The following is a 22,174-nucleotide window of genomic DNA, read 5'->3' on the forward strand; positions in this document are numbered from 1 at the left end:
CCCGAAGTTGCCCGCACAACTTTATAGCGTCTTGTGTATACCTCTTGTCACGAGTGATCCCCGAATTCTGACGAATAGATTGAGGTGCTGGCAGATTTTTGCGTTACCTCTAGTGATCAGGTCAAACGTTTTTCTTTTTGGTTTCATTGTGATATGTATATGCTTGAAAAATGGAACCGCTGATATTTTGGGGCTGAGTACTGTAGCGTGAGAGTAACGATTGAAATTCAGCGGTTTTTTGCCGCAGGAAATCCTTGACGCGTCAGGGGAAAAGGATAGATTTTTTGTCCTTGTGCTTGGTATATATGGCCCATAGTAACGCGAAGCACGTATTATTGGTAATGGAACAGTGTCGATTAAAGCTGTCATTCTGAGTTTGCCGAAAGATGTTGAACGGCGACGTTTCTGCGAAAGCGAATTTGCCCGCTTTGGCTTGAATCATGAATTTTGCGACGCCATTGCCGGAGATCAGCTAAACAACTCCGAATTGCATCATCTGTATGACGCAGACATGAACCGGATTAAATTCAAACGCCCGCTCAGCCGCAACGAGGTCGCCTGCACCCTTGGACATCGTCAGATATGGCAGGATATTGCTGACTCCTCCGACTGCGTCAGCCTTGTTTTGGAAGATGACGCGACGTTCGTGCAAGATCCCAGGCCGTTTTTCAAAGAACTGGCTGAATGTGGCGAATGTTTCGAAGACGTCATGATCAAAATCGACGGCGTGTCGGGAAACAACGGACAGGTCATTAAGTCCATTGCAGATCAGGATCTTGTCTTGTCGGACCGTCTGCCACCCAGAACCACGGGCTATATCATCGGCCGACGTGCTGCCGCTCGGCTTTTGGCGATTGAGGCCCCGATTGCGCGTCCCATCGACATCGACCTAAAATTCTATTGGGAACACAATGTGCCCATCCTCACCCTTGCCGAGCAGATGGTCGCAGAGCGCAAAGAGATAGACAGCACGATCGATCACTGCCGCAGTAAAATGAAACCCGGCTCGCCCATGGCCAGGTTCGTTCGAAACTTAATGTACCAGACAAAGTACACGTACGGACGGTTGAGCCACCCGCTGAACCCGGACATGATCGAAGGGCTCGGCCCCCTGATGCAGGCCGGCAATCGGGTTCGGAACCGCGCATGAAGAATAGCCTTGTGGTTGTCCGTGCGGGCAACAAGTCATTGCACCATCGGTGGCAGGAAATCCCCTATGAAGATCGTAGCTACGATCTTCTGATCAGCTATTTCTCGGACGAGGCTTTTGCGGCATTCGAACCTGAACCCGGTGTTGAGGCCGTGCTGGTAAAAGGCGGCAAATGGGACGGGTTGTTCAAAACCCTGGCGGATCGTGACCTGGATCAATATGACTACTATTGGCTGCCGGATGATGATCTGGACATCAGCGCCACGGCGGTAAATGCGCTGTTTGATGCCATGCAGGTTCACGGCCTGCGTATTGCGCAACCGTCGCTGACCCCCGAAAGCTATTTCTCGCATTTTGTGTTCAGCCAATGCCCGGGCTTCGTACTGCGCTACACGAACTATATCGAGATCATGGCCCCGTGCCTGCACAAGGATATCCTGAAGAAAGCACTGCCGCTTTTCCAGGGCACCATGAGCGGCTACGGCCTGGATTATATCTGGTGCAGATGGGCCGAGGCTGGCGCGTTTCGAACTGCCATTCTGGACGAGATCGCGATGCACCACACGCGGCCGATCGGAAAGAACCTGAAAGCTGCGATGGCCGAGTCGAACAACCTCAGCTCGGAAGAGGAAGAAGCCGTTCTGAAGCAGATGTTTGATCTGTCGCGGCGTACCGTTCCGGTCGTCTTTGCCGCGATCCTGCAGGGAGGGCAACCCATCTCGGGTCGTCTGCAGCTGGGGTGGCATATGTGCCGGGCATGGATGTCGGTCCTGCCGAAATTCCGCAGTGCCAGCGAGGCGCGGTCGGGTATATTCAAGATTGCCCGCCGTCAGCTGATCAAACCGCTCGACATGACGACGATTTCGATGAAACAGGAAAGCCCCTGATATGCAGTTTTTGATGGTTGGGGCCGGATTGTCTGGGGCTGTGATCGGTCGCCAACTTGCGGAACAAGGGCATGATGTCACCGTGGTCGACAGCCGTGACCATATCGGTGGAAATTGCCACACAGAACGGGATGCCGATACCGACGTCATGGTCCATGTGTACGGGCCACATATCTTCCATACGGATGACGAAGAGGTTTGGCAGTATGTGAACCAATACGCCAACTTCCTGCCCTATAAGAACCGGGTCAAAACCACCTCGCGGGGGCAGGTCTATTCGCTGCCGGTGAACCTGCACACGATCAACCAGTTCTTTGGCAAGACCATGCGCCCGGACGAGGCCCGCGCGTTTATCACCGAAGAACAGGCTGATACATCCATCGCCGACCCGCAGAGTTTCGAGGAACAAGCGATGCGGTTCGTCGGTCGTGATCTGTATGAGGCGTTTTTCAAGGGCTACACGATCAAGCAATGGGGCTGCCACCCGTCCGAGCTGCCGGCGTCGATCCTGAAACGCTTGCCGGTGCGGTTCAACTACGACGACAACTACTTTTTCCATAAATTCCAAGGCATGCCCGAGAACGGGTACACCGACATGATTGGTGGCATCCTCGATCACCCGGGGATCACAGTGAAGCTGAACACCATGTTCGATCGCAACATGGCGGATGGCTTCGATCATGTGTTCTACTCAGGCCCGCTGGATGGCTATTTCGACTATGAGCTTGGACGCCTGGGATACCGCACCCTTGATTTCGAACGGTTCACCTATGACGGCGACTATCAGGGTTGCGCCGTGATGAACTATGGCGAGGAAGAGGTGCCCTTTACCCGGATCACCGAGCACAAGCACTTTGCACCGTGGGAGTCGCACGAAGGCTCGGTCTGTTATCGCGAGTTTTCCCGCGCGGCGGGTCCGGATGACATTCCCTATTACCCGATCCGTCAGGTAAAAGAAAAAGCATTGCTGAGTGAGTATGTTGCGCTGGCCGACAAGACAGAGAAGGTAACTTTTGTTGGCCGTTTGGGTACTTACCGTTATCTGGATATGGACGTCACGATCCGCGAAGCCCTCGACACAGCGCGCGTTTTTTTAGCCGCGTTCGAAGCGAAACAAGCCCTGAAACCATTTTATACCGCGCCAGTTTAGGCGCGAGCGCCGGGCCGTTTCGGTCCAGTGCTTACTCGATTCACGTTCTGGCTGATCGGACGGAATGTCTTTGTGACGGCCCTAGCTTGGATGCAATTTATTCCGGATCGTCAGGCGCACTTACTCGGTGCTAGCTTTAATCGCTCAGAAGCGAATGAAGGTAGGCGCCATAAGTCGATTTTGCGAACAGTTTTGCGCGCTTCTCGAGAGCGGCATCATCGATCCATCCATTGCTCCAGGCGATCTCATCAAGGCTACCGGTTTGCATACCCTGACGTTCTGTCAGCGTTCTTACAAAGCTTCCTGCCTCCAGCAGAGTGCCGTGTGTCCCAGTATCCAGCCAAGCGAAGCCCCGACCCATAGTCTGAACATCGAGCAGGTTTTCGTCCAAGTACATTTGCAAAAGCGAAGTAATCTCAAGCTCGCCGCGCTCAGACGGTTGGATTTCTTTAGCCCGCGCCGGCGCGTCATCATCAAGAAAGTAAAGGCCGGTGACTGCGTAGTTTGACGGCGGGTTTTGTGGTTTTTCAACAATCTGACGAACCTTTTGGTCCTCAAAAGCAACAACGCCATACCGCTCTGGGTCGGCGACGCGATATGCAAAAACCGTACCGCCTTGCTTGTTGGCATCTGCCTGGGCCAGCAGACTTGGAAGACCGTGGCCGAAGAAGATATTGTCTCCCAAGATCAATGCCGAAGGAGCGCCGGCGAGGAAATCTTCCGCCAGTGTATAAGCTTGCGCCAACCCGTCAGGAGAGTCTTGCACGATCCACGTCAGTGACAGTCCATATTGACTGCCATCACCAAAGAGGCGAATGAACTGCTCCTGGTCCTGTGGTGTTGTGATGATTGCAACTTCGCGGATCTGCGCCAACATCAATACACTGAGTGGGTAGAAAATCATTGGCTTATCGTAAACTGGTAGCAGCTGTTTGGACACGGCCATCGTAATCGGGTAAAGCCGCGTTCCAGAGCCTCCGGCAAGAATAATTCCCTTACGTTGCATGCGTTAACCTTTCAAAATTGGCCTTTTGGGGTCTGACCTAATTGCCTCAGTACCTTGGTTAGCCCGGCTTTCCAGTCAGGGCGAAGAAGCCCATAAGTTTTTTCAAGCCGGGAACAGTCCAGCCGCGAATTTTTTGGGCGGGCGGCAGGCGTCGGGTAAGCGCTGGTCGGGATATCTTCAACCGAAATATCTAAGCCTGCCTGTAAAAAAATCTCGCGTGCGAAATCTGCCCAGCTTGCGTCTGGGCTTCCTGCATAATGAAACAGGCCACCCTCCACACTGGACCCTGCCTCGGCCATTCTAAGCAATGTAGCTGCGATGTCCGCTGCAGGTGTGGGGCCCCCAACCTGATCGGCAACTATGGTTACGTGGTTTCGTGTTTCCGCCAATCGAAGCATCGACTTGACGAAATTGTTTCCATGCGCCGAGAACACCCAACTTGTACGGAGAATTCCATGCCAGCCTCCGGCCGCCGCGACCTTATCTTCGCCTTCCAGTTTAGTACTACCGTATGCGCCAAGCGGGCTAGTCGGGTCGTTTGTAGTTCGTGCGAGCGTCCCTGATCCATCAAAGACATAATCCGTCGAGATGTGAATGAACGGAATGCCACGTTCGGCCGCCGCTTGGGCCATAGAACCGGGCGCATCAGTGTTAACGCGCCGAGCGATATCTTTCTCGTCTTCAGCCTTATCGACCGCAGTGTAAGCAGCGGCGTTGATAACCACATCCGCGTTGGTTTTGCTTATGTGGTCTGCGCATGTTTTCGGGTGTGAAAGGTCCGCGTCCTCGCGCCCCAACGCCTCTATTATGATGCCGCGCGCAGGCGCTTGCGCTCGCAACTCTGTGGCGACCTGCCCGCTTCGACCGAAGACAAGTATTTTCATTTGGCAACACCAAGGCGATCGCCAACACCATCCCGCGCTAGAAGTGCATTCAGCCAGGCTTCGTTGTCCAGATACCACTGGACGGTCTGTTCCAATCCTGTCTCAGGAGTATAGTTCGGATGCCAGCCAAGGTCTTCGACAATTCGAGTTGGATCAATCGCATAGCGGCGGTCGTGACCCGGGCGATCAGTTACGAATGTGATCTGTTCTGAGTAAGGTTTCTCTGCCGGACGAAGCCGGTCCAGAATACTGCAGAGCATTTTGACGAGTTCAAGATTTGTCATCTCGTTTTCGCCACCAATGTTGTAGCTTGCACCGACGGCCGCTTTTTCCAGAACAAGCAGCAGCGCCTCTGCATGGTCCTCGACATGCAGCCAGTCGCGGATGTTATCGCCGTTGCCGTAAATCGGTATCGACTGCCCGGACAATGCCTTGAAGACTACGACCGGTATCAGTTTTTCGGGAAACTGATATGGACCATAGTTGTTTGAGCAATTTGTCAGAATGATCGGCAGGCCATAGGTTTCGTGCCACGCGCGTACAAGGTGGTCCGAACTCGCCTTTGATGCTGAATAGGGCGAGTTTGGTTGATAGGGGCTATCTTCGGTGAAAAAACCGGTCTCCCCCAGAGATCCGAAGACCTCATCGGTCGAAATATGGTGAAAACGGAAGTCTGCGGGTTTGCCTGCGTCGGTCCAATAGGCGCGCGCGGCCTCTAGTAGAACGTAAGTGCCCGTGACATTGGTGTCGATAAAGGCAGCTGGACCATCGATTGAGCGGTCTACATGGCTTTCGGCGGCCAGATGCATGATCGCGTCAGGCTTATGTTTCCTGAGCACAGCCTCCATCGCCGAAGCGTCACGAATATCTGCGTGTTCGAAAGCATAGCCTGGCGCATCAGCCGCTACCGCAACATTGTCGAGGCAAGCTGCATACGTCAACGCATCTACGTTGACTACCGAATGACCTTGGGCAACGGCACGACGAACAACGGCAGACCCAATAAAACCGGCGCCTCCAGTGACCAAAAGTTTCATTTGGTGTCCTCAAAAGTAAAGGGGGATTCTTGTTCTGACAGGCGCAGCGCAGCCGCGTCTTTTTCAGATAGCTTTGTTTCGGTTGATGTTAGCGGCCATTCAATGCCGATTTCGGGGTCGCTCCAGTGAACAGCCCCCTCGGTTTCTGGCGCATAAGTGTCTGAACACTTATATACAATTTCGGTGTCCGGCTCCAACGTCATAAACCCATGGGCAAATCCAGCCGGGACGAGTAGCATGCGTCCATTTTCAAAACTCAGTTCTTCACCGACCCATTGACCAAACGTCGGAGAACCCTTGCGAATATCTACCGCAACATCGAAGAGTCTTCCACGTCCGCAGCGAACAAGTTTAGCTTGCGCTTTCGGTGGTGCCTGAAAGTGCAGGCCTCGTACCGTTCCGATTTCACTGGACACAGAGTGATTGTCTTGAACAAAAACTGTATCGATCCCGGCGGAAGAGAACTGATCACAGTTGTAGGTCTCTTCGAAAAAGCCTCGGTGATCGCCAAATCGCCTCGGCGTAATCAGCTTCACCTCTGGTATTGAGAGGGTTGTGAATTCCATAATTAACATTACCTATAGTGCCATTCTGCGGCGCACGCAGAGTAAAGAATGGGCTATCTCAATCGCCATCGCTGGACAATATCCAAATAGGCTTATACTCGAAAATGGAGGCCGGGAAAGTCTCAATGCAGAAAGTTGCATTTTCGAAGGCCTGTTTGCAAATCAGATTACCCACGAGCGACAGTTCACTTGCAGTCAACAAAGCCGTTTACGTTGGCGGATCTCTTCTTGAGGCAATAAGCTGTGTTTTGGGGCATGCCTCAGGTTTGTCAGGGCTTGATGTCAGGTTGTAACACTCGATTGTCGTGCGCTTCTGTTCTATGTTTTGGGGCTCCCGAGGTCATCGGGGAATTAGTTTCAGTGAGTTTGATAGACTACTGGCAGCCGAGTTCGATGCTTGGTATCAACAGCGCTGAATTCTTACTCACCTCGTGTTGGAGTGTCTATGCTGTCGCAGGAACGAAACAAAGCTGAAGTCGTTCGACGGACGGGATGCACATTCTCCACAATTTCGAACCTAATCGAAAACCACGACGTTATCGCCTTCGATGTTTCGAAGACATTGTTGTCGCGCAGCGTGTTAAGTGTGGATGGCGTTTTCCGTTTCATAGAGAAGTCACTCGGTGTCGACGGTTTTTATGGCGCAAGGCTAAAAGCGGAGCAGCTTGCCCGGAGGCGTTTTGGGACAACCGAAGCGTCCGAGATTAGTTTACACGAAATTTATAGCCTTCTTGCAGTCCTTCTGCCGGACAACACCGTGACGCCTGACGATGAAAGAGAGTTCGAAGAAAAGTTCCACTTTTTAAATCAAGCCTTTGTTATGATTGCCACAGTTGCTCGGGCTAAAGGGAAGCAATTGGTCGGTATTAATGACACGAGACTGAATAAAGACCAATTATCGAGGCTATTGAAATCACATGGGATTGAACTGGATGCGCTAATTAGCCCTACGGAAGGCCGTCACTTTCTTTTGAAAGTTGCAGCCAATGAGGAGGTCGCACCGAACCGTGTCTTGCATTTTTGCCAGCGCGAATTCGCGAACATGAACGTTGACGTGGACTGCGCTTTGACAGCAATTCATGTAAACCAACACAGCGATTGCCTTAGGCAGGATGATGCTCCATTTGTTGATCAAGACCGCGGAGAATATACGTTCGCCTCGGACTTGATTATCGGCCAGATCGCAGCGCGAATGCCTCATGTCGATCCCGCGGAACCCGATCTTTATAGTTTCGGCTTCAATGTTTGCGGGCCGGTATTGCTGGGGTTCTGTGACTATATTGCGGAACGTTCAATACAAGATGGGTTCGATGAACTGCTTCTTCCGCCTGGCCAGCACCACATTATTGAGCAATCTCTGAGCATTCTGAAACTGCCGTTAACAAGCTACTCGATCAGCGATGTGAAAGAAGCTTTTGACGGTGAATTCTTGGATGCTTCTGCTGTAGAACGCAAACAATTGCAGAAGCGTATCGACGCATGGACGGTTCAAGGTTCAAAAAACATTGCTATCGCGGATATCGATGGCAGTGCACCGGACATTAAATTTCTGTCTTCATTAAGAGTGCATCGGTATTGTATTTGTGGTCAAAGTTCTCCCAGCCGAGAGGCAAGGGCTTCAGCCTACCTTTTTGACGGTTTGAATGCGATGAGCACCGATATGTCCGTAAGGGTAGGCCCAGTTCTGTCAGACTTTTTGTTCGTCAATCCTGATACGTCCTTCCCACATCTGAATTCAGGGAATGACATATCTTTGTCTTCGAGTGCAAAATGTGAAATGAACGCCGATATTGGCCTCCTCGCTTCAATTTGTGTCCAACGAGGGGCTCTCGATTTCCTCCGCATGATCGCGCCAAGAAAAGACGCGTTAGATCGTCGGGAACTAAAGGACTTCAACCTTTTCTGTCTTACGCGACTGATCACAACACCGACTGAAAGGGAATATCGGGCATTCGAGAATGTTCCGTTTCCGCGATGCAAGGGTGAAAGTGAATGGAGAACTGTCGAGTCTTACTGGAAGCCTGAGTCAATCTCGTCAAAATACTTGGACAATTCTAGTAGGCAAAATCAGGAGCAGCAGTTGCACAACTACGATCTCATGCTGCCAAATTCCATTAAGCAATTATCTACTCGAGACGACATTGGGCAACTAGATTGGCGCCGCATAATGTACCGCCACCCGCTGAAGGTCTCGTACTGGAACTCAGTACGGCGGTATCAGCGTCGAACACAAAGAGAGTTGGGTCAGAAATGACAGTTTCTAGCAGCGACCCGTTGAAGATATTCGTTCCGTTTGTGAACGAAAAGATGGCAACTGAACTGTTCTCTCGAAACAAGTTTTTGTTTGAAAGGGATATTCATCTGATTGACAACCGCGGTCGATCAGCAGGCCTGCCGACGCTATACAATGAGGTTATTGAAAAGTACTTGAACGAGGACATGTGGCTTTTTTTCGTTCATGAAGACTTCGAAGTTCAGGGAGAGTTGTTTGACACAGAGAACTTGGCACTTGAAGCAATTTACGGAACCTTTGGAGTAAGGCTGGATGGGCATGCACCGGCCGGGTTTGGTCAGCATAAGTGTAGTGAAAAAGACGGCTCTTCGGTGCTACAGGTCGGTCTGCCGGTGACTGCACCAACTTGGGTTGAAACACTGGATTGTGTGGCGATTCTAATTCACACTCGGTTACTTAGGGATCGGCCCGGGTTGCGGTTTGATGAGACCCTAACGTTCGACCTTTACGCCGAAGACCTGTGTATTAACGCGCAGGAGAATTTTGGGATTCCTGTGATAGTTTTACCCGTCGAGTTCCAACACTATTCAAAGGGTTTTGTTACAGAGCGTTATTGGCTTGGAATCAAGCACTTGGGTGAAAAATATCCTAATGTTGGCGTGCCCGGAAGTTGCTCATTCATTGGTGGGAAATCGCAAGAATTGGAGGCCCGCTACACTTATGACATTCCGGCTAACAGAAAAAAGCGGCGCGACAAAGAAGCAAGAAAAGCTCGAAACTCTTCGAGAGCCTGGCGATTGTTCAGAAAACGATCATAGGCGACGAATTTACCCTGACGGCTTTACACCTCGAAATCTATTCAGGTTACGACATTAAAACGTTCTTCATCGTGACCGGCGAGATTTTCAAGGTGAGCAAAGCCTGCGTTCGCGAACTCTGTCAGACTATCAACACTGCATAGGGCTATAACTTAATTTTTTTTCTTTTTCGCAAAACAAATTTCAGTAAGGCATATGACAAGGGATTGAGTTGCGATCCATAGGCAGCACGCCAACGGCTGCTTTTGGCGTTTTGATAATGTGTGCTGCGTTCACCAATGCGCGTCAAACTCTCACCGGTTGTGTCACCTACGCCATCGAAGATTCTGACATTCTTGAACCTAAGGGCATCTTGGCGATGCGGTTTACTCAGGAAATGACGCATGTCTCGCTCATCCTTCGGGTTGGTGTATTTTGCCAACGTCTCTGTCGACATTGCCCGTAGTACGGACTCGATTGCTTGTAGGGCGGAATCTTGAATTTTCTTGGCGCGCTGGAGGTTGGCTGCCTCCAACTCGCTGAGTTCAGCGGTGACCCAAGAAATATCACCGGATTCACTTTGCTGCAGCCCAAGGACGCTGCCATGATTTGCCGAACAGAGAAACTCCACGATATCCCGAAAATCCGTGAACCATGGCGTTAAATGGGAAGGAAGACCATTTAACGCTGTAAAACTCTCATATTCCAAGCCGTTGCGACGTAGGATTGATGTGGCATGCCGACTTGTGCCGAAGTAAAGGCCCAGGATATCCGCTTCTGCATCAACAATCTCGCAAATTGAGCGCTGTAGACTGCCGCGCCAACCTACGTCAAAGACGGCCGTGCTAGAACCTGCCGGGAAGGCCGAACGATAGTACTTTTTTAGAGCGGCGCGCTCGTGGGCAAACGACTGAAAAAAGGTGTCCGGACTTTCCTTTAGAAGTCTCAAGATTTTTTTTCGCGCTTTTCGCGTTAGTGGGTCCGTTCCACTTAGGCCATGATTGGCAAAAAGTTCTGTTAAGATCGGCCCGCCGGAGATTTTGCCCAGAAATTCGTCCAGTGTCTCCGAGCTTTCTAAGGTGGTGTGAAGCATCCCGCCAATAGTGTTCGGCTCCAAAACTGTGAATGGAAGCGTGAGTAATCGCCGGGAGGCAGCTATGTACTGCGTGTCATATTCATTTGGCCACAAAAGTTCGAATGCTGCTTTAGGAAACATGCCATCGCGAGCAAGAAATGCGATGCGTGAGATGCCCCTATCGTCCATTTCCCGCTTCATCCAGATAAGCATTGATGTGATCAATGGTGCGATCAATACGGCCCCAATGGCCTCAAAGTACTGATCCTCAGACAAAGTACGGAAGTCCAGCTTTTCAGAATCGTAGTGATGCGTTTCCAGAAAATTTGCCGAAAAAATCTGAGATATGGGACGCGATCCCGAAAGCATATTGGAATGGTGCTTTGGTTTTGGAGATCTGGCAGGTACGTCCTTGCTAGCCAAGACTACATGGGACTGCATACCTGCGCTGGCAGCCATTTTGCCATCGGCATGTTTGTTATCACCGATATGTAATATTTTTTCGTGTGGAACACCAAAGTACTCAGCCACCTCTTCGAACAAGTTGCCAGTATGTTTGGTCTTTCCTTGCTCGTTCGAAACGAAGACGCGTTCCCATCCGATAATTCCTTTTGCCTCCAGCACTTTCTCAAGAAAGTTTTGGGGAAGGTACATATCCGACGTGATGACAAGTCGTTTCTTTGTGTTTTTTAGCTTGGCCACCAACTTTCTTCCAAAATTGGTGGCGTGAAGCAGGTCCATTTCCGTTTCTAGTTCGAGCTGTTTGATCTGCTCAGTTTGCGTACCGCTACAATTCGTGAGTTGTTGAAAACAAAAATAAATCTCGTTTAACGAAACGTCCTCCAGTCCTTTCTGGTCTGCGTCTTCCCGAGCCAATTGCTCGGCTGCGACCCGATAGTCCTTAAAATACTCGGTCACCTGCCTTGTTTCTATGTGCTCCTCCATGAAACCGAAGGCATCAATGGGAGAGTTGCAATGGCGAAAGAGGAGGGTGTCGAAGATGTCCACAGACAGGAAATCGTAATCACCGATCTTGGAAAGCACTGCGCTACTGGAAGACACATTCATTGTTTTTCTGCGATTGCTTATTAATGCCAAAATAGTCTCACGCTAACTAGGTTTGTCTGAATTGATGCTTGCGTCAGGGCTCGACAAAAGCACTGACTCACTCTTGCGCAGAAATTCGGTTAATGCAGACGACTTATCAAGCTGAAATTGAACTTCGTCCATTTTCGACAGCTGCTGAAGCACGAGTAGTACTTCGAGACAAAGCGTTAGTGAACCCGAGTTTTCGGTTCACTTTACGCTTTTGGGTGATCTCCGCGACTGACTATTTGTCAGTTGGAATTGAGTGTTTTTTTAGAGTATTGCGTTTCGACTTCTGGAAAACGCGCCCGTGTACGGTTTGCGAAGGCAACCAGCGACAGCATCACCGGGACTTCAACCAGAACTCCTACGACCGTCGCCAGCGCTGCTCCCGAGTTCAGTCCGAACAGGCTGATGGCCACGGCGACGGCCAGCTCAAAGAAGTTTGACGTGCCGATCATCGCGCAGGGTGCGGCGATCCGGTGTGGCACCTTTAGGGCATATGCTGCGCCGTAGGCCAGGGCGAAGATGCCGTAGCTCTGGATCAGGATTGGTATGGCGATCAGGACGATCACCATCGGTTTTGCCAGAATAGTTTGACCCTGCAGGCCGAACAGGATGACGACGGTGGCGATCAGGCCCATGACCGACCACGGCTTGACGCGTGCGGAAAACGCATCGATGGCCTGGGGCGATCCCAAGGTACGGCGCGTTATCAGGCCGGCGATCAGCGGCAAAACGACATACATCACAGTTGCCAGAACAAGTGTCTGCCATGGAACCTGAATGTCGGTCACACCCAACAGAAAGGCCACGATTGGGGCGAATGCCACCACCATAATCAAGTCGTTCACGGAAACCTGCACCAGCGTGTAGGTCGCATCGCCCCTAGTCAGCTGAGACCAGACGAACACCATGGCGGTGCACGGTGCGGCACCCAGCAGGATCAGCCCGGCCGTATATTGAGCCGCGTCTTCAGGTTCGATCCATGGTGCAAAGACGTGCTCAAAGAACAGAACCGCAAGAAAGGCCATGGTGAAAGGCTTAATCAGCCAGTTGACCACCAGCGTCACGATCAGCCCGCGTGGCTGGCGTGCAACGCCCGCCACTGCGCCGAAGTCGACGCCGACCATCATGGGGTAGACCATTGCCCAGATTAGCAAGGCCACGACCAGATTGACGCTGGCCACTTCGGCCGAGGCGATCAGTTGAACCAGGCCGGGTGCAACCAGTCCGATCAATACGCCGCCAACCATGGCCAGCGCGACCCAGACGGTCAGGTAGCGTTCGAAGATGCTCATGTATATGCCTCATTCGTCTGGTCGGTTAGTTTGCCGGATGTCAGGGCGGCCAGCGCGACCATAGCAGCAGCGGTGCCCAGAACCAGTGGAAGCCCGCCAATCTGATAGGTAAGTCCCGACAGGACAGTGCCGACCAGGCGGCCAGTCGCGTTGGCCATGTAGTAAAAGCCCACATCCATCGTCACACGCTCGGACTTGGTGAAGGCCAAGATGAGGTACGAATGCAGCGCCGAATTGACGGCGAAGATTGCCCCAAATGCCAATAGGCCCACAACCAGCGTAACGGTCAGCCATGTCTCGGGGCCGGATGAGAGCAGGACCGCAATGGTCAGTGCAGCAGGCACGCAGAACAGCGCCGCGGCCCAATTCTTGGCGGCGTGGATAAGATCCCCTTCCGGGCGTTCCTTTGCGCGCAGGATTTTCGGCGCGCTGGCCTGAACTGCTCCGTAAAGTATGACCCAAACGGCCATGAATGTGCCGATCATAAAAAATGCGGCACGGTTGCCATCCTCAGTTCCATCCGAAAGCACCGCGTAGAAATAGATCGGGATGCCGACTACAAACCACACATCCCGCGCCCCAAACAAGAAGACACGAGCGGCGGATAGCCAATTCACGTTGGCGGATTTCGAGAAGACCTCAGAGAATTTGGCGCTTTTGCGCCCTTTGGGCAGGCCGGTCGGCATGAACAGGATGACGGCGACGAGGAATGCGGCAAGTATGATCGCCATTGCCAGAACAGCCCACATGAAGCCCACTGTCGCCAACAGTGCCGCCCCAAGCAGAAACCCAAACCCTTTCACAGCGTTCTTCGAGCCGGTCAAAATCGCGACCCAGCGAAACAACCCTCCGCCCTCGGTCGGGGCCAGCAGTTTGACGGCGGATTTTGAGGACATCTTGGCTAGGTCCTTTGCAACCCCACTGGCCCCTTGCACAATCATCACAAAGACAACTTTTACTGGGATCGCCCAATTAGGGTCTAGTTGCGTAAGAACCAGCAACGCTGCAATCTGCAGTGCCAGCCCTGCATAAAGCGTCGAGGTCAGCCCAAACCGCGCCGCGATCCAACCGGCGGCAAGGTTCGTGCCCATGCCGGCGATCTCATACAGAACAAACAGATATGCCAACTGAACCGGCGAGAATCCCATACTATGAAAGTGCAGCAGCACCAGCATACGCAGGGCCCCGTCGGTCAGCATGAAGGCCCAATAGGCTGCTGTGACCGTGATATAGGCCGACATACCTTCGGGCCTTTGGGTCACAGCGATGCACCAACCATCAGGGCAACGTCGACCAGACGATGGGCGTAACCCATTTCATTGTCGTACCACGCATAGATCTTCACCTGCGTGCCGTTCACCACCATGGTCGAAGGCGCATCCACAATCGAGGACCGTTCGTCGTTGGTGTAGTCGGTGGAAACTAGCGGTCGCGTCTCATAGCCGAGAATGCCTTTCAACTCACCTTCGGCAGCGGCCTTGAAAAGCGCGTTGACCTCTTCGACCGTGGTTTCACGCTCAACCTCGAAGACGCAGTCGGTCAGCGAGGCATTCAGCAAGGGAACCCTCACCGCGTGGCCGTTCAGCCGCCCCTTGAGTTCTGGGTAGATCAGCGTGATTGCCGTGGCCGACCCGGTGGTGGTCGGGATCAGAGAGTTCAAAGCAGATCGCGCCCTGCGCAGATCTTTGGCGGGGCGGTCCACGATGGTTTGCGTGTTGGTCACGTCGTGAATTGTGGTCATCGACCCGTGGCGAATACCAAGGTTTTCGTGGATGACCTTGACCACTGGGGCCAGACAATTCGTGGTGCACGAGGCCGCCGTCACGATGCTGTGGACATCCGGATCATAAGTGGCCTCGTTCACGCCCATAACGACGTTGGCGGTCGGGCCATCCTTGACCGGGGCCGAGACAACAACCTTCTTAACACCCGCTTCGAAATAGGGGGCCAGCTTGGCCTGAGTCTTGAAAACACCGGTGCAGTCAATCACCACATCGACACCGTTCAGCGGTAGTTCCGCCAGATCTCTGGTGCCGATAAAGGGTAGGCGGGTGCCGTCGATCGTAACGCTGTCGGCATCATGCGCGAACGCGGCATCCCAACGCCCATGAACCGTGTCAAACTCCAGCAGGTGCGCGTGCATCTCGGGGTCACCGACTGCATCATTGATCCAGGCGATCTTTGCGCCTTTGTCGAGCAGCGGTTTCAAGGCCAGTTTTCCCATCCGGCCCAATCCGTTCACAGCATAAGTCGTCATTTCATGTCCTCAGTGGGCGTCCTGCCGATATCATCAACAGCAGTTTGCAGTGCGATCCGGTCGAGGCCTTCGACCGGCAAAGACGTAAAGGCCTCAATCCGGCGCTTGAGCGCGCCATATGCATGTTGAAATGCAAGGCTTCTTTCGGCATCCGTGCCCTCGGCCCTGACCGGGTCCGGCATGCCCCAATGGCCACTGATTGGCTGGCCTTCCCAAGCGGGGCATTCCTCATTTGCGGCCTGATTGCAGACCGTGAAGACGAAATCCATCTCGGGCGCGCCGGGGGTTGCAAACTCGGACATGTTCTTGGACCGCAGGATGGATGTGTCATGCCCTTTGTCGTCCAGAACTTGCACGGCCATCGGGTTGAGCTCGGATGTGGGCTGCGTACCAGCCGAGTAAACGTTGAACCGGTCACCCCCCAGGGTGCGCAGCAGGGATTCCGCAAAAATCGACCGGGCAGAATTGCCCACACACAAAAACAAGACGTTGAACTTCCGGTCTGTCGCGGCCTCATTTCCCTGAGAAAATGGCATGCAGATATCAGGGCGACCGCGACAGCAATCGACGATCAGATAATCAAGCATCTGCTGCACGTTTTTCATTTCAATCGAATAGAGCAGCGACGTCCCTGAACGTTCCTGCGTGACCAGCCCTGAACGCTGAAGCGCGTTCAGATAGTTCGACAAGGTGCTGGCCTTCAGGTCGAGTTCCGCCGCCAGCTCTCCTGCCGGGACGCTGTCAGGAAAACGTCGCATGAGCATGCGAAACACAAGGATACGCTGCGGATGACCCAGGATGGCCAATTGGTCTGTTATCTGTTCTATCATATTTCATGAAATATTAAAATAAGACAAGCCAGTCAATCGAAATTACACGACCCTTGAAGACGAGTGTAAGCGTCCGAATAGGCGAGATATTCTGGCTGGAGCGTGGTGATGGATTGGGTTTCAAGCGATCTGAGTTGCGGGAATCACTATCACACACCGGTAGGCGTCCAAGGACATCGAGACTTGCACGCCTCTGCCCGAGGGTTTAAGGGAACCGTCGTTTGCCTCAATAGCTCAGCTGGTAGAGCAGGTCCTTCGTAAGGACAAGGTCGGGGGTTCGAGTCCCTCTTGAGGCACCACGTTCCCCTATAAAGTTATGCTAAACTAGCGGCCTACCTCGTATCTCACTTTTGGTTCGATCCTGCGGGCTATCATCGGATGCTAGCGCAGCTCAATCTCCGGAGCTGTTTGCCCGCATGATTTTGATCCGCAAGGGCCATGCTTCCGATCGGTAAGCAGGTATCAGGGAATCGTAAGTGTGGTGGAAAAACGCTTTCAAGTGACGGGTTTTGGTTCAAACGAGAATCGTCAGGAAACTTGCAAATATCTGTTTCAAAACAGATATTTGAAGGTTTTGGGTTAAGCCGCTCTGGTGGTAGCATTCAGCTTAAAAAGTTGTTTCCACGCCAGTTCTTAGACACAGCCAAGGAGTTTCATCATGAAAGGTGACAAAAAGGTAATTGAATACCTGAACAAAGCTCTGCGCCACGAACTAACGGCCGTCAGCCAATACTGGTTGCATTATCGCCTGCAAGACGATTGGGGTCTTGGCAGCATGGCCAAGAAAAGCCGTGAAGAATCCATTGAAGAGATGGAACACGCCGACAAACTGATTGAACGTATCATCTTTCTGGAAGGGCATCCCAACCTGCAGAAACTTGATCCCCTGCGGATCGGTGAAAACCCGCGTGAAACGCTGGAATGCGATCTTGCAGCAGAGCAAAGCGCGCGGGCGCTTTACAAGGAAGCGCGGGATGTCTGCAAAGAGGCCGGAGACTATGTCTCAATGGGATTGTTCGAAAGCCTGATGTCGGATGAAGAAGGCCATATCGACTTTCTAGAGACTCAGATCGAACTGTATGATCGCGTCGGGCCCGAGCTTTTCGCGCAACTCAATGCAACGAAGATGGAAGACGCCGACTAACCTGTAGTGGTGGTTATCAGCCGAGTTTCAGCGACCGCCGTGAACAGGACATCAGGCTCTGGATAAAACCGAACTCTGTTTTCAGTTCAATGTGTGCCTGCGCGAATGACCTGACGGGAACAGCCGCGGTATTGAGATGCTAGCTTTCTAAGCGCATTCCTGCACGCCGAGGCTTATCAGGTACTCACCCGTCACATAAAAAAGCTCATTGGGCCCGGCGAACCTTACTTTGGACATGAACCAGTTTCTGATCGGATTTGGGTAGTAGCTGGATAGTGACGCGCTTTTCCTGTCGAACTCATCTGCCGTCATTTTCGTTCGGTTTGGGTGATGGGGGCCGTGAAAGCCAAAGATCGTCTCGGGCGAAACGCAAACATCGTCCGCACCCAGCAGCATGGTGCAACTAGAGTGGCAATAGTCCCCGTTGATCTGGAATTGCGCGTTGGTCCGGTTGGCGATTTCGATCTGGACCATGCGATCCACAATCCGCCCCCCCGGATCATTGCCAACCTGAATCTCTTTTGAACTTGCCGCCACGCTCATCAAAAAAAGCGCGACCAAAACTGCCATGATGTTTCTCATCCGCCCGCCTGCTCAAGGGTGGAGTTTTTGTTTTTCTTACTACTATCAGAAATGCGGGGAAGCGGGAACGCTGCGCCGGGACTCAAGCGGTTCCTGTGTTCTCAAGGACTCACCCAAAAGCGGCTGAATTCGGCGGCTGCCCGAAATTTCCGTCAAAAGCGGTGCTTGCAGATTTTCCAACAACGGTGAAATTCAGTTGCCTAGCTTCATGCCTCAGGCGCGTTTTTCGCCGATGGTTGCTACACCCAGAACGGATAGCACTTTGGCCTCGATTTGCTCGGCATTCAGGCCCGCTACTGTATACATATCTGCGGGGTTGGCCTGGTCGATAAAGGTATCAGGCAGAACCATCGAGCGATACTTGAGACCCTGGTCAAAGACGCCTTCATCGGCCAAAAGTTGGGCAACATGGCTGCCAAAGCCGCCGATGGCACCCTCTTCGATCGTGATCAACGCCTCGTGGTTGGCGGCCAGATCCAAAATCAGGTCGTGGTCCAAGGGCTTGGCAAATCGAGCATCAGCGATAGTGGGGGTGATCCCACGCGCAGTCAAAGCTTCGGCCGCTTTCTGCACTTCGGCCAGCCGTGTCCCGAAGGACAACAGTGCGACCCGTGCGCCTTCTTGGATGATCCGGCCTTTGCCGATTTCCAGAACCTCGCCACGTTCGGGCAAGTCGACGCCGACACCTTCGCCGCGAGGATAGCGGAACGCAATCGGGCCTTCATTATGCGCGACGGCGGTGGCCACCATATGCACCAACTCGGCCTCATCCGCTGCGGCCATGACCACGATGCCGGGCAGGTTGGACAAATAGGCGATATCGAACGACCCTGCATGGGTCGCGCCATCTGCGCCCACCAACCCTGCACGGTCGATCGCAAAACGAACCGGCAGGCGCTGAATGGCCACGTCATGCACGACCTGATCGTATCCACGCTGCAAAAATGTGGAATAAATTGCGCAGAAGGGCTTCATCCCCCCCGCAGCCAGAGCGGCGGCGAAGGTCACACCGTGTTGTTCGGCAATCGCCACATCGAAACAGCGCGACGGATAGCGTTCCGCAAACAGGTTCAGCCCGGTTCCGTCGGGCATCGCGGCCGTGACAGCAACGATCTTGTCATCGCGTGCGGCCTCTTCCACCAGGGTTTTGCCAAAGACCGACGTGTAAGATGGTGCGTTTGAGGGCGCTTTCTTCTGCTCCCCCGTTACTACGTCGAACTTTGCTGTCGCGTGACCTTTGTCCCTGGCTTGCTCGGCGGGGGCGTACCCCTTGCCCTTCTTTGTCAACACGTGGATCAGGATCGGGCCAGTGGCGCGGGCCTTGACCGTGCGCAGGACAGGCAACAGCTGATCCATATCGTGCCCGTCGATCGGACCGAGATAGGAAAAGCCCAGCTCCTCAAACAATGTGCCGCCCACGGCCATGCCCTTGAGCATCTCCTTGGCGCGTTTTGCCCCTTCGCGGAAAGGTTCCGGCAACAAAGACACCGCACCTTTGGCGGCGGCTTTCAGGTCGTGAAACGGTTCTTCCGCATAAATGCGTGACAGGTAATTGGACAGCGCGCCAACTGGCGGGGCTATGCTCATTTCATTGTCATTGAGAATGACGATCAGGCGTTTCTTCAGGTGGCCGGCGTTGTTCATCGCCTCAAAGGCCATGCCGGCAGACATCGAGCCGTCGCCGATCACGGCAATCGCGTCGCCTAGACCTTCTGGTGTCACGCCGCCCAGATCGCGAGCGACGGCAAAACCCAACGCAGCGCTGATCGAGGTCGAACTGTGCGCCGCGCCAAACGGGTCATAGGGGCTCTCGCTGCGCTTGGTGAAGCCGCTCAGCCCGTCCTTCATGCGAAGGGTACGGATACGGTCGCGCCGTTCGGTCAGGATTTTGTGCGGATAGCACTGATGACCAACGTCCCAGATGATCTTGTCGCGCGGCGTGTCGAACACGGCGTGCAGGGCGGTCGTCAATTCGACCACGCCCAGACCCGCGCCCAGATGCCCACCGGTGACAGACACGGCCGAGATCGTCTCGGACCGCAACTCCTGCGCCACCTGATGCAATTGCGCGTCCGAAAACTGCTTGAGATCCGCAGGGCGGTTCACAAGGTCCAGCAGGGGCGTGTTCGGGCGGTCAGACATTTGGCGTTCCTGGCTTAGCTGTCCCGGGCAATAACGAAGCGGGCCGCGTCCTTCAAGGTTTCAGCCTTGGCACCGTATCCATCCAACGCCGCGCAGGCCTGATCGACCAGTTCTACAGCGCGGGATTTTGCGGCGTTCAGACCCAAAAGCGAAACAAACGTGGCCTTGCCTGCCTCGGCATCTTTTTGCAATCGTTTGCCGGCCTTCTCGGCATCACCTTCAACATCCAGAATGTCATCAGCGATCTGAAAAGCAAGGCCAAGCGCCTGGGCATATTGGCGCAAGGGTTCGGGATCTGCCTGGGCCAACCGCGCACCGGCGCAGGCGGACCATTCAATCAGCGCCCCGGTCTTACCAGCCTGCAGCGTGGTGATCTGCTCCAGTGTCAGGGGCGCGGCCGCTGTTTCAGCCGCCATATCCAGCGCTTGCCCCAGCACCATTCCCTGCGCACCGCTTGCTTTGGCCAGGGTTAGAGCCAATTCAGCACGAACCTCTGCATTTCCGACCTCGGGCCGGGTGCACAGCTCAAAGGCCAATGTCTGCAGGGCATCACCGGCCAGAACGGCGGTGCCTTCGTCCCACTTTAAGTGCACGGTCGGACGTCCACGACGCAGATCGTCATCGTCCATGCAGGGAAGGTCATCATGGACCAGCGAATAGGCGTGCAGGGCTTCGATGCCTGTCGCAGGCCAGATTGCCTGTGTTGAGTCGATGCCATGCATCCGCGCGCTTTCCAGCACGAGAAACCCACGCAATCGCTTGCCGCCCTGCGTGGTGTAGGCCATCGCCCGGGTAACATCCAATTCGTCCAGCGCGCTCAGGACCAGATCGAACTGAGCCTGAATCCGCGCGGCATCCTGCGCCAGAATTTCCTTGAACATTTACTGACCTTCGACAGGCGTCGTCCCGGTTGGCTGCCCATTGGCATCCAAAGTAATGGCTGCGACCTTTTCTTCAGCCCGCTTCAATTCGTCTTCGCAGCGTTTCTTCAACGCGGCACCGCGCTCATACAATGCAATGGACTTATCCAGCGCCACGTCCCCACGCTCCAACTGGCCGACAACGGCCTCAAGCTCTTTCATCGCTTGTTCGAATGTCATCTGATCAACAGGAGTATCGGTCATCGGGCTGCCTTCATCAGTTCTTCCACATGGGCACGAGTGGCCTCGGCAAGGGCGTTCAGATCATACCCGCCCTCCAAAGTCGAGACGATACGACCTTCACACAGCTCATCGACGATCTTGCACAGCTCGGCTGTAACCCAAGCAAAATCGCCTGTAGACCAGTTCAAGTTGGCCAGCGGATCGTCCTGATGCGCATCAAAACCTGCCGAGATGATGATCAGTTCCGGCTTGAATGCGCGCAACCTCGGGAAGGCTTGCGTCTCGTAAGCTGTCCGCATCTCGGCCCCACCAGTGCCGGGTGCCAGCGGGATGTTCAAAACGGTCTCATAAGCGCCGGTTTCATCCGGGCGCCCCGATCCAGGCCACAGCGGCATTTGCTGGCTGGTGATCACCAGTGCACGTCTTTCATCCCACAGCAGATCCTGCGTGCCGTTTCCGTGGTGAACGTCGAAATCAACGACAGCTACGCGCTTCAATCCATGATGATCCAATGCGTGTTTGGCAGCCAGCGCGGCGTTTCCAAACAGGCAGAACCCCATTGCCGTTTCGGTCTCGGCATGGTGACCGGGCGGGCGGATGGCGCAAAACGCATTCGAGGCTTCGCCGCCCAAAACCATGTCTACTGCGCGCACGACCGCCCCGGCAGCGCGATAGGCTGCATCGACCGACCCCGGCGACATGAAGGTGTCGCCGTCAATCTGTTTGAAGCCATCGGATGGCCTGCTATTTCGAATTTCACGGATATGGCTTTCCGGATGCACGCGCAGCAAGTCGTCATCCGCCGCCAAAGGGGCGGTTACACGTATCAATTCCAAGCCGTCTAACGCATGCAGAATATGCTCTAATCGCGCCACCCTCTCAGGGTGACCTTGCGGGGTCACATGATCAAGGCAATCAGCGTGTGTCAAAAGGGCGGTTGTCAT

20 protein-coding genes and 1 tRNA gene are annotated in these 22,174 nt (G+C 53.7%); 7 read left to right on the forward strand and 14 right to left on the reverse strand.

Features of this window, described 5'->3' with window-relative positions; genetic code table 11:
- Positions 1 to 349: 349 nt before the first annotated feature.
- Genes AC2FGC_RS10515 through glf form a run of 3 tightly spaced genes read left to right on the forward strand, consistent with a single transcriptional unit; the run spans position 350 to position 3,187 of the window.
- Positions 350 to 1,150: a glycosyltransferase family 25 protein gene (locus AC2FGC_RS10515; protein ID WP_496726198.1), complete on the forward strand. Its 801-nt coding sequence runs from the start codon at positions 350 to 352 to the stop codon at positions 1,148 to 1,150.
- Positions 1,147 to 2,037 carry a hypothetical protein gene (locus tag AC2FGC_RS10520; protein ID WP_496726197.1) on the forward strand — a complete coding sequence of 297 codons (891 nt, stop codon included), beginning with the start codon at positions 1,147 to 1,149 and terminating at the stop codon, positions 2,035 to 2,037. Before AC2FGC_RS10515 ends, AC2FGC_RS10520 begins: the two co-directional genes overlap by 4 nt.
- Before the next feature lies 1 nt (position 2,038).
- The gene (gene glf / locus AC2FGC_RS10525; RefSeq protein ID WP_496726196.1) at positions 2,039 to 3,187 is read left to right on the forward strand and encodes a UDP-galactopyranose mutase; all 1,149 of its coding nucleotides are present in this window, start codon (positions 2,039 to 2,041) and stop codon (positions 3,185 to 3,187) included.
- 136 nt (positions 3,188 to 3,323) lie between these two features.
- Here glf and rfbA read toward each other — a convergent pair whose 3' ends face one another.
- From rfbA to rfbC, 4 genes are read right to left on the reverse strand one after another with little or no spacing between them, the layout of a single operon-like run.
- A complete protein-coding gene (rfbA, locus tag AC2FGC_RS10530; protein ID WP_496782272.1) occupies positions 3,324 to 4,193 on the reverse strand; it encodes a glucose-1-phosphate thymidylyltransferase RfbA in 870 nt (289 codons plus the stop codon).
- A gap of 11 nt (positions 4,194 to 4,204) precedes the next feature.
- Entirely contained in the window at positions 4,205 to 5,077 is an 873-nt protein-coding gene (rfbD, locus tag AC2FGC_RS10535; protein ID WP_496782274.1) for a dTDP-4-dehydrorhamnose reductase, read from the reverse strand.
- Entirely contained in the window at positions 5,074 to 6,114 is a 1,041-nt protein-coding gene (rfbB, locus tag AC2FGC_RS10540) for a dTDP-glucose 4,6-dehydratase (protein ID WP_496726193.1), read from the reverse strand. Before rfbB ends, rfbD begins: the two co-directional genes overlap by 4 nt.
- The gene (gene rfbC / locus AC2FGC_RS10545) at positions 6,111 to 6,680 is read right to left on the reverse strand and encodes a dTDP-4-dehydrorhamnose 3,5-epimerase (protein ID WP_496726192.1); all 570 of its coding nucleotides are present in this window, start codon (positions 6,678 to 6,680) and stop codon (positions 6,111 to 6,113) included. Before rfbC ends, rfbB begins: the two co-directional genes overlap by 4 nt.
- 445 nt (positions 6,681 to 7,125) lie before the next feature.
- On the opposite strand from rfbC, the gene AC2FGC_RS10550 reads away from it, so the two are divergent.
- Both AC2FGC_RS10550 and AC2FGC_RS10555 read left to right on the forward strand, forming a co-directional pair.
- Positions 7,126 to 8,934, forward strand: a complete 1,809-nt coding sequence (locus AC2FGC_RS10550) for a hypothetical protein (protein ID WP_496782276.1) — start codon at positions 7,126 to 7,128, stop codon at positions 8,932 to 8,934.
- Positions 8,931 to 9,731 (forward strand): hypothetical protein, encoded by an 801-nt coding sequence (locus tag AC2FGC_RS10555; protein ID WP_496782279.1) that lies wholly within the window; start codon positions 8,931 to 8,933, stop codon positions 9,729 to 9,731. Before AC2FGC_RS10550 ends, AC2FGC_RS10555 begins: the two co-directional genes overlap by 4 nt.
- Positions 9,732 to 9,876: 145 nt before the next feature.
- Here AC2FGC_RS10555 and AC2FGC_RS10560 read toward each other — a convergent pair whose 3' ends face one another.
- The 5 genes from AC2FGC_RS10560 to AC2FGC_RS10580 all read right to left on the reverse strand — a co-directional run bounded on the left by AC2FGC_RS10560 (position 9,877) and on the right by AC2FGC_RS10580 (position 16,259).
- Positions 9,877 to 11,853, reverse strand: a complete 1,977-nt coding sequence (locus AC2FGC_RS10560; RefSeq protein WP_496782281.1) for an HAD-IA family hydrolase — start codon at positions 11,851 to 11,853, stop codon at positions 9,877 to 9,879.
- Between the two features lie 269 nt (positions 11,854 to 12,122).
- The gene (gene arsB, locus AC2FGC_RS10565; RefSeq protein ID WP_496782283.1) at positions 12,123 to 13,172 is read right to left on the reverse strand and encodes an ACR3 family arsenite efflux transporter; all 1,050 of its coding nucleotides are present in this window, start codon (positions 13,170 to 13,172) and stop codon (positions 12,123 to 12,125) included.
- The gene (arsJ, locus tag AC2FGC_RS10570; RefSeq protein ID WP_496726187.1) at positions 13,169 to 14,434 is read right to left on the reverse strand and encodes an organoarsenical effux MFS transporter ArsJ; all 1,266 of its coding nucleotides are present in this window, start codon (positions 14,432 to 14,434) and stop codon (positions 13,169 to 13,171) included. The genes arsB and arsJ overlap by 4 nt, the downstream gene beginning before the upstream one ends.
- Entirely contained in the window at positions 14,431 to 15,429 is a 999-nt protein-coding gene (locus AC2FGC_RS10575; protein ID WP_496726186.1) for an ArsJ-associated glyceraldehyde-3-phosphate dehydrogenase, read from the reverse strand. The genes arsJ and AC2FGC_RS10575 overlap by 4 nt, the downstream gene beginning before the upstream one ends.
- On the reverse strand, positions 15,426 to 16,259 hold the full coding sequence (locus AC2FGC_RS10580; RefSeq protein WP_496782285.1) for an arsenate reductase/protein-tyrosine-phosphatase family protein: 834 nt from the start codon (positions 16,257 to 16,259) through the stop codon (positions 15,426 to 15,428). Before AC2FGC_RS10580 ends, AC2FGC_RS10575 begins: the two co-directional genes overlap by 4 nt.
- A 223-nt stretch (positions 16,260 to 16,482) precedes the next feature.
- Between AC2FGC_RS10580 and AC2FGC_RS10585 the strand changes: the two genes are divergently transcribed.
- Positions 16,483 to 16,558, forward strand: a tRNA-Thr gene (locus tag AC2FGC_RS10585).
- 359 nt (positions 16,559 to 16,917) lie between these two features.
- The gene (bfr, locus tag AC2FGC_RS10590; RefSeq protein ID WP_496726184.1) at positions 16,918 to 17,403 is read left to right on the forward strand and encodes a bacterioferritin; all 486 of its coding nucleotides are present in this window, start codon (positions 16,918 to 16,920) and stop codon (positions 17,401 to 17,403) included.
- A gap of 147 nt (positions 17,404 to 17,550) precedes the next feature.
- Here bfr and AC2FGC_RS10595 read toward each other — a convergent pair whose 3' ends face one another.
- The 5 genes from AC2FGC_RS10595 to AC2FGC_RS10615 form a co-directional block, all read right to left on the reverse strand.
- The gene (locus AC2FGC_RS10595) at positions 17,551 to 17,973 is read right to left on the reverse strand and encodes a hypothetical protein (protein WP_496726183.1); all 423 of its coding nucleotides are present in this window, start codon (positions 17,971 to 17,973) and stop codon (positions 17,551 to 17,553) included.
- A gap of 225 nt (positions 17,974 to 18,198) precedes the next feature.
- Positions 18,199 to 20,127 carry a 1-deoxy-D-xylulose-5-phosphate synthase gene (gene dxs / locus AC2FGC_RS10600; protein ID WP_472722590.1) on the reverse strand — a complete coding sequence of 643 codons (1,929 nt, stop codon included), beginning with the start codon at positions 20,125 to 20,127 and terminating at the stop codon, positions 18,199 to 18,201.
- 14 nt (positions 20,128 to 20,141) lie between these two features.
- Entirely contained in the window at positions 20,142 to 21,008 is an 867-nt protein-coding gene (locus AC2FGC_RS10605; protein ID WP_496726182.1) for a polyprenyl synthetase family protein, read from the reverse strand.
- Positions 21,009 to 21,251, reverse strand: coding sequence for an exodeoxyribonuclease VII small subunit (locus AC2FGC_RS10610; RefSeq protein ID WP_496726181.1), 243 nt, complete (start codon positions 21,249 to 21,251; stop codon positions 21,009 to 21,011).
- Entirely contained in the window at positions 21,248 to 22,174 is a 927-nt protein-coding gene (locus AC2FGC_RS10615) for a histone deacetylase family protein (RefSeq protein ID WP_496782287.1), read from the reverse strand. The genes AC2FGC_RS10610 and AC2FGC_RS10615 overlap by 4 nt, the downstream gene beginning before the upstream one ends.

The organism is Ruegeria sp. CDSC054 (genome assembly GCF_059610645.1).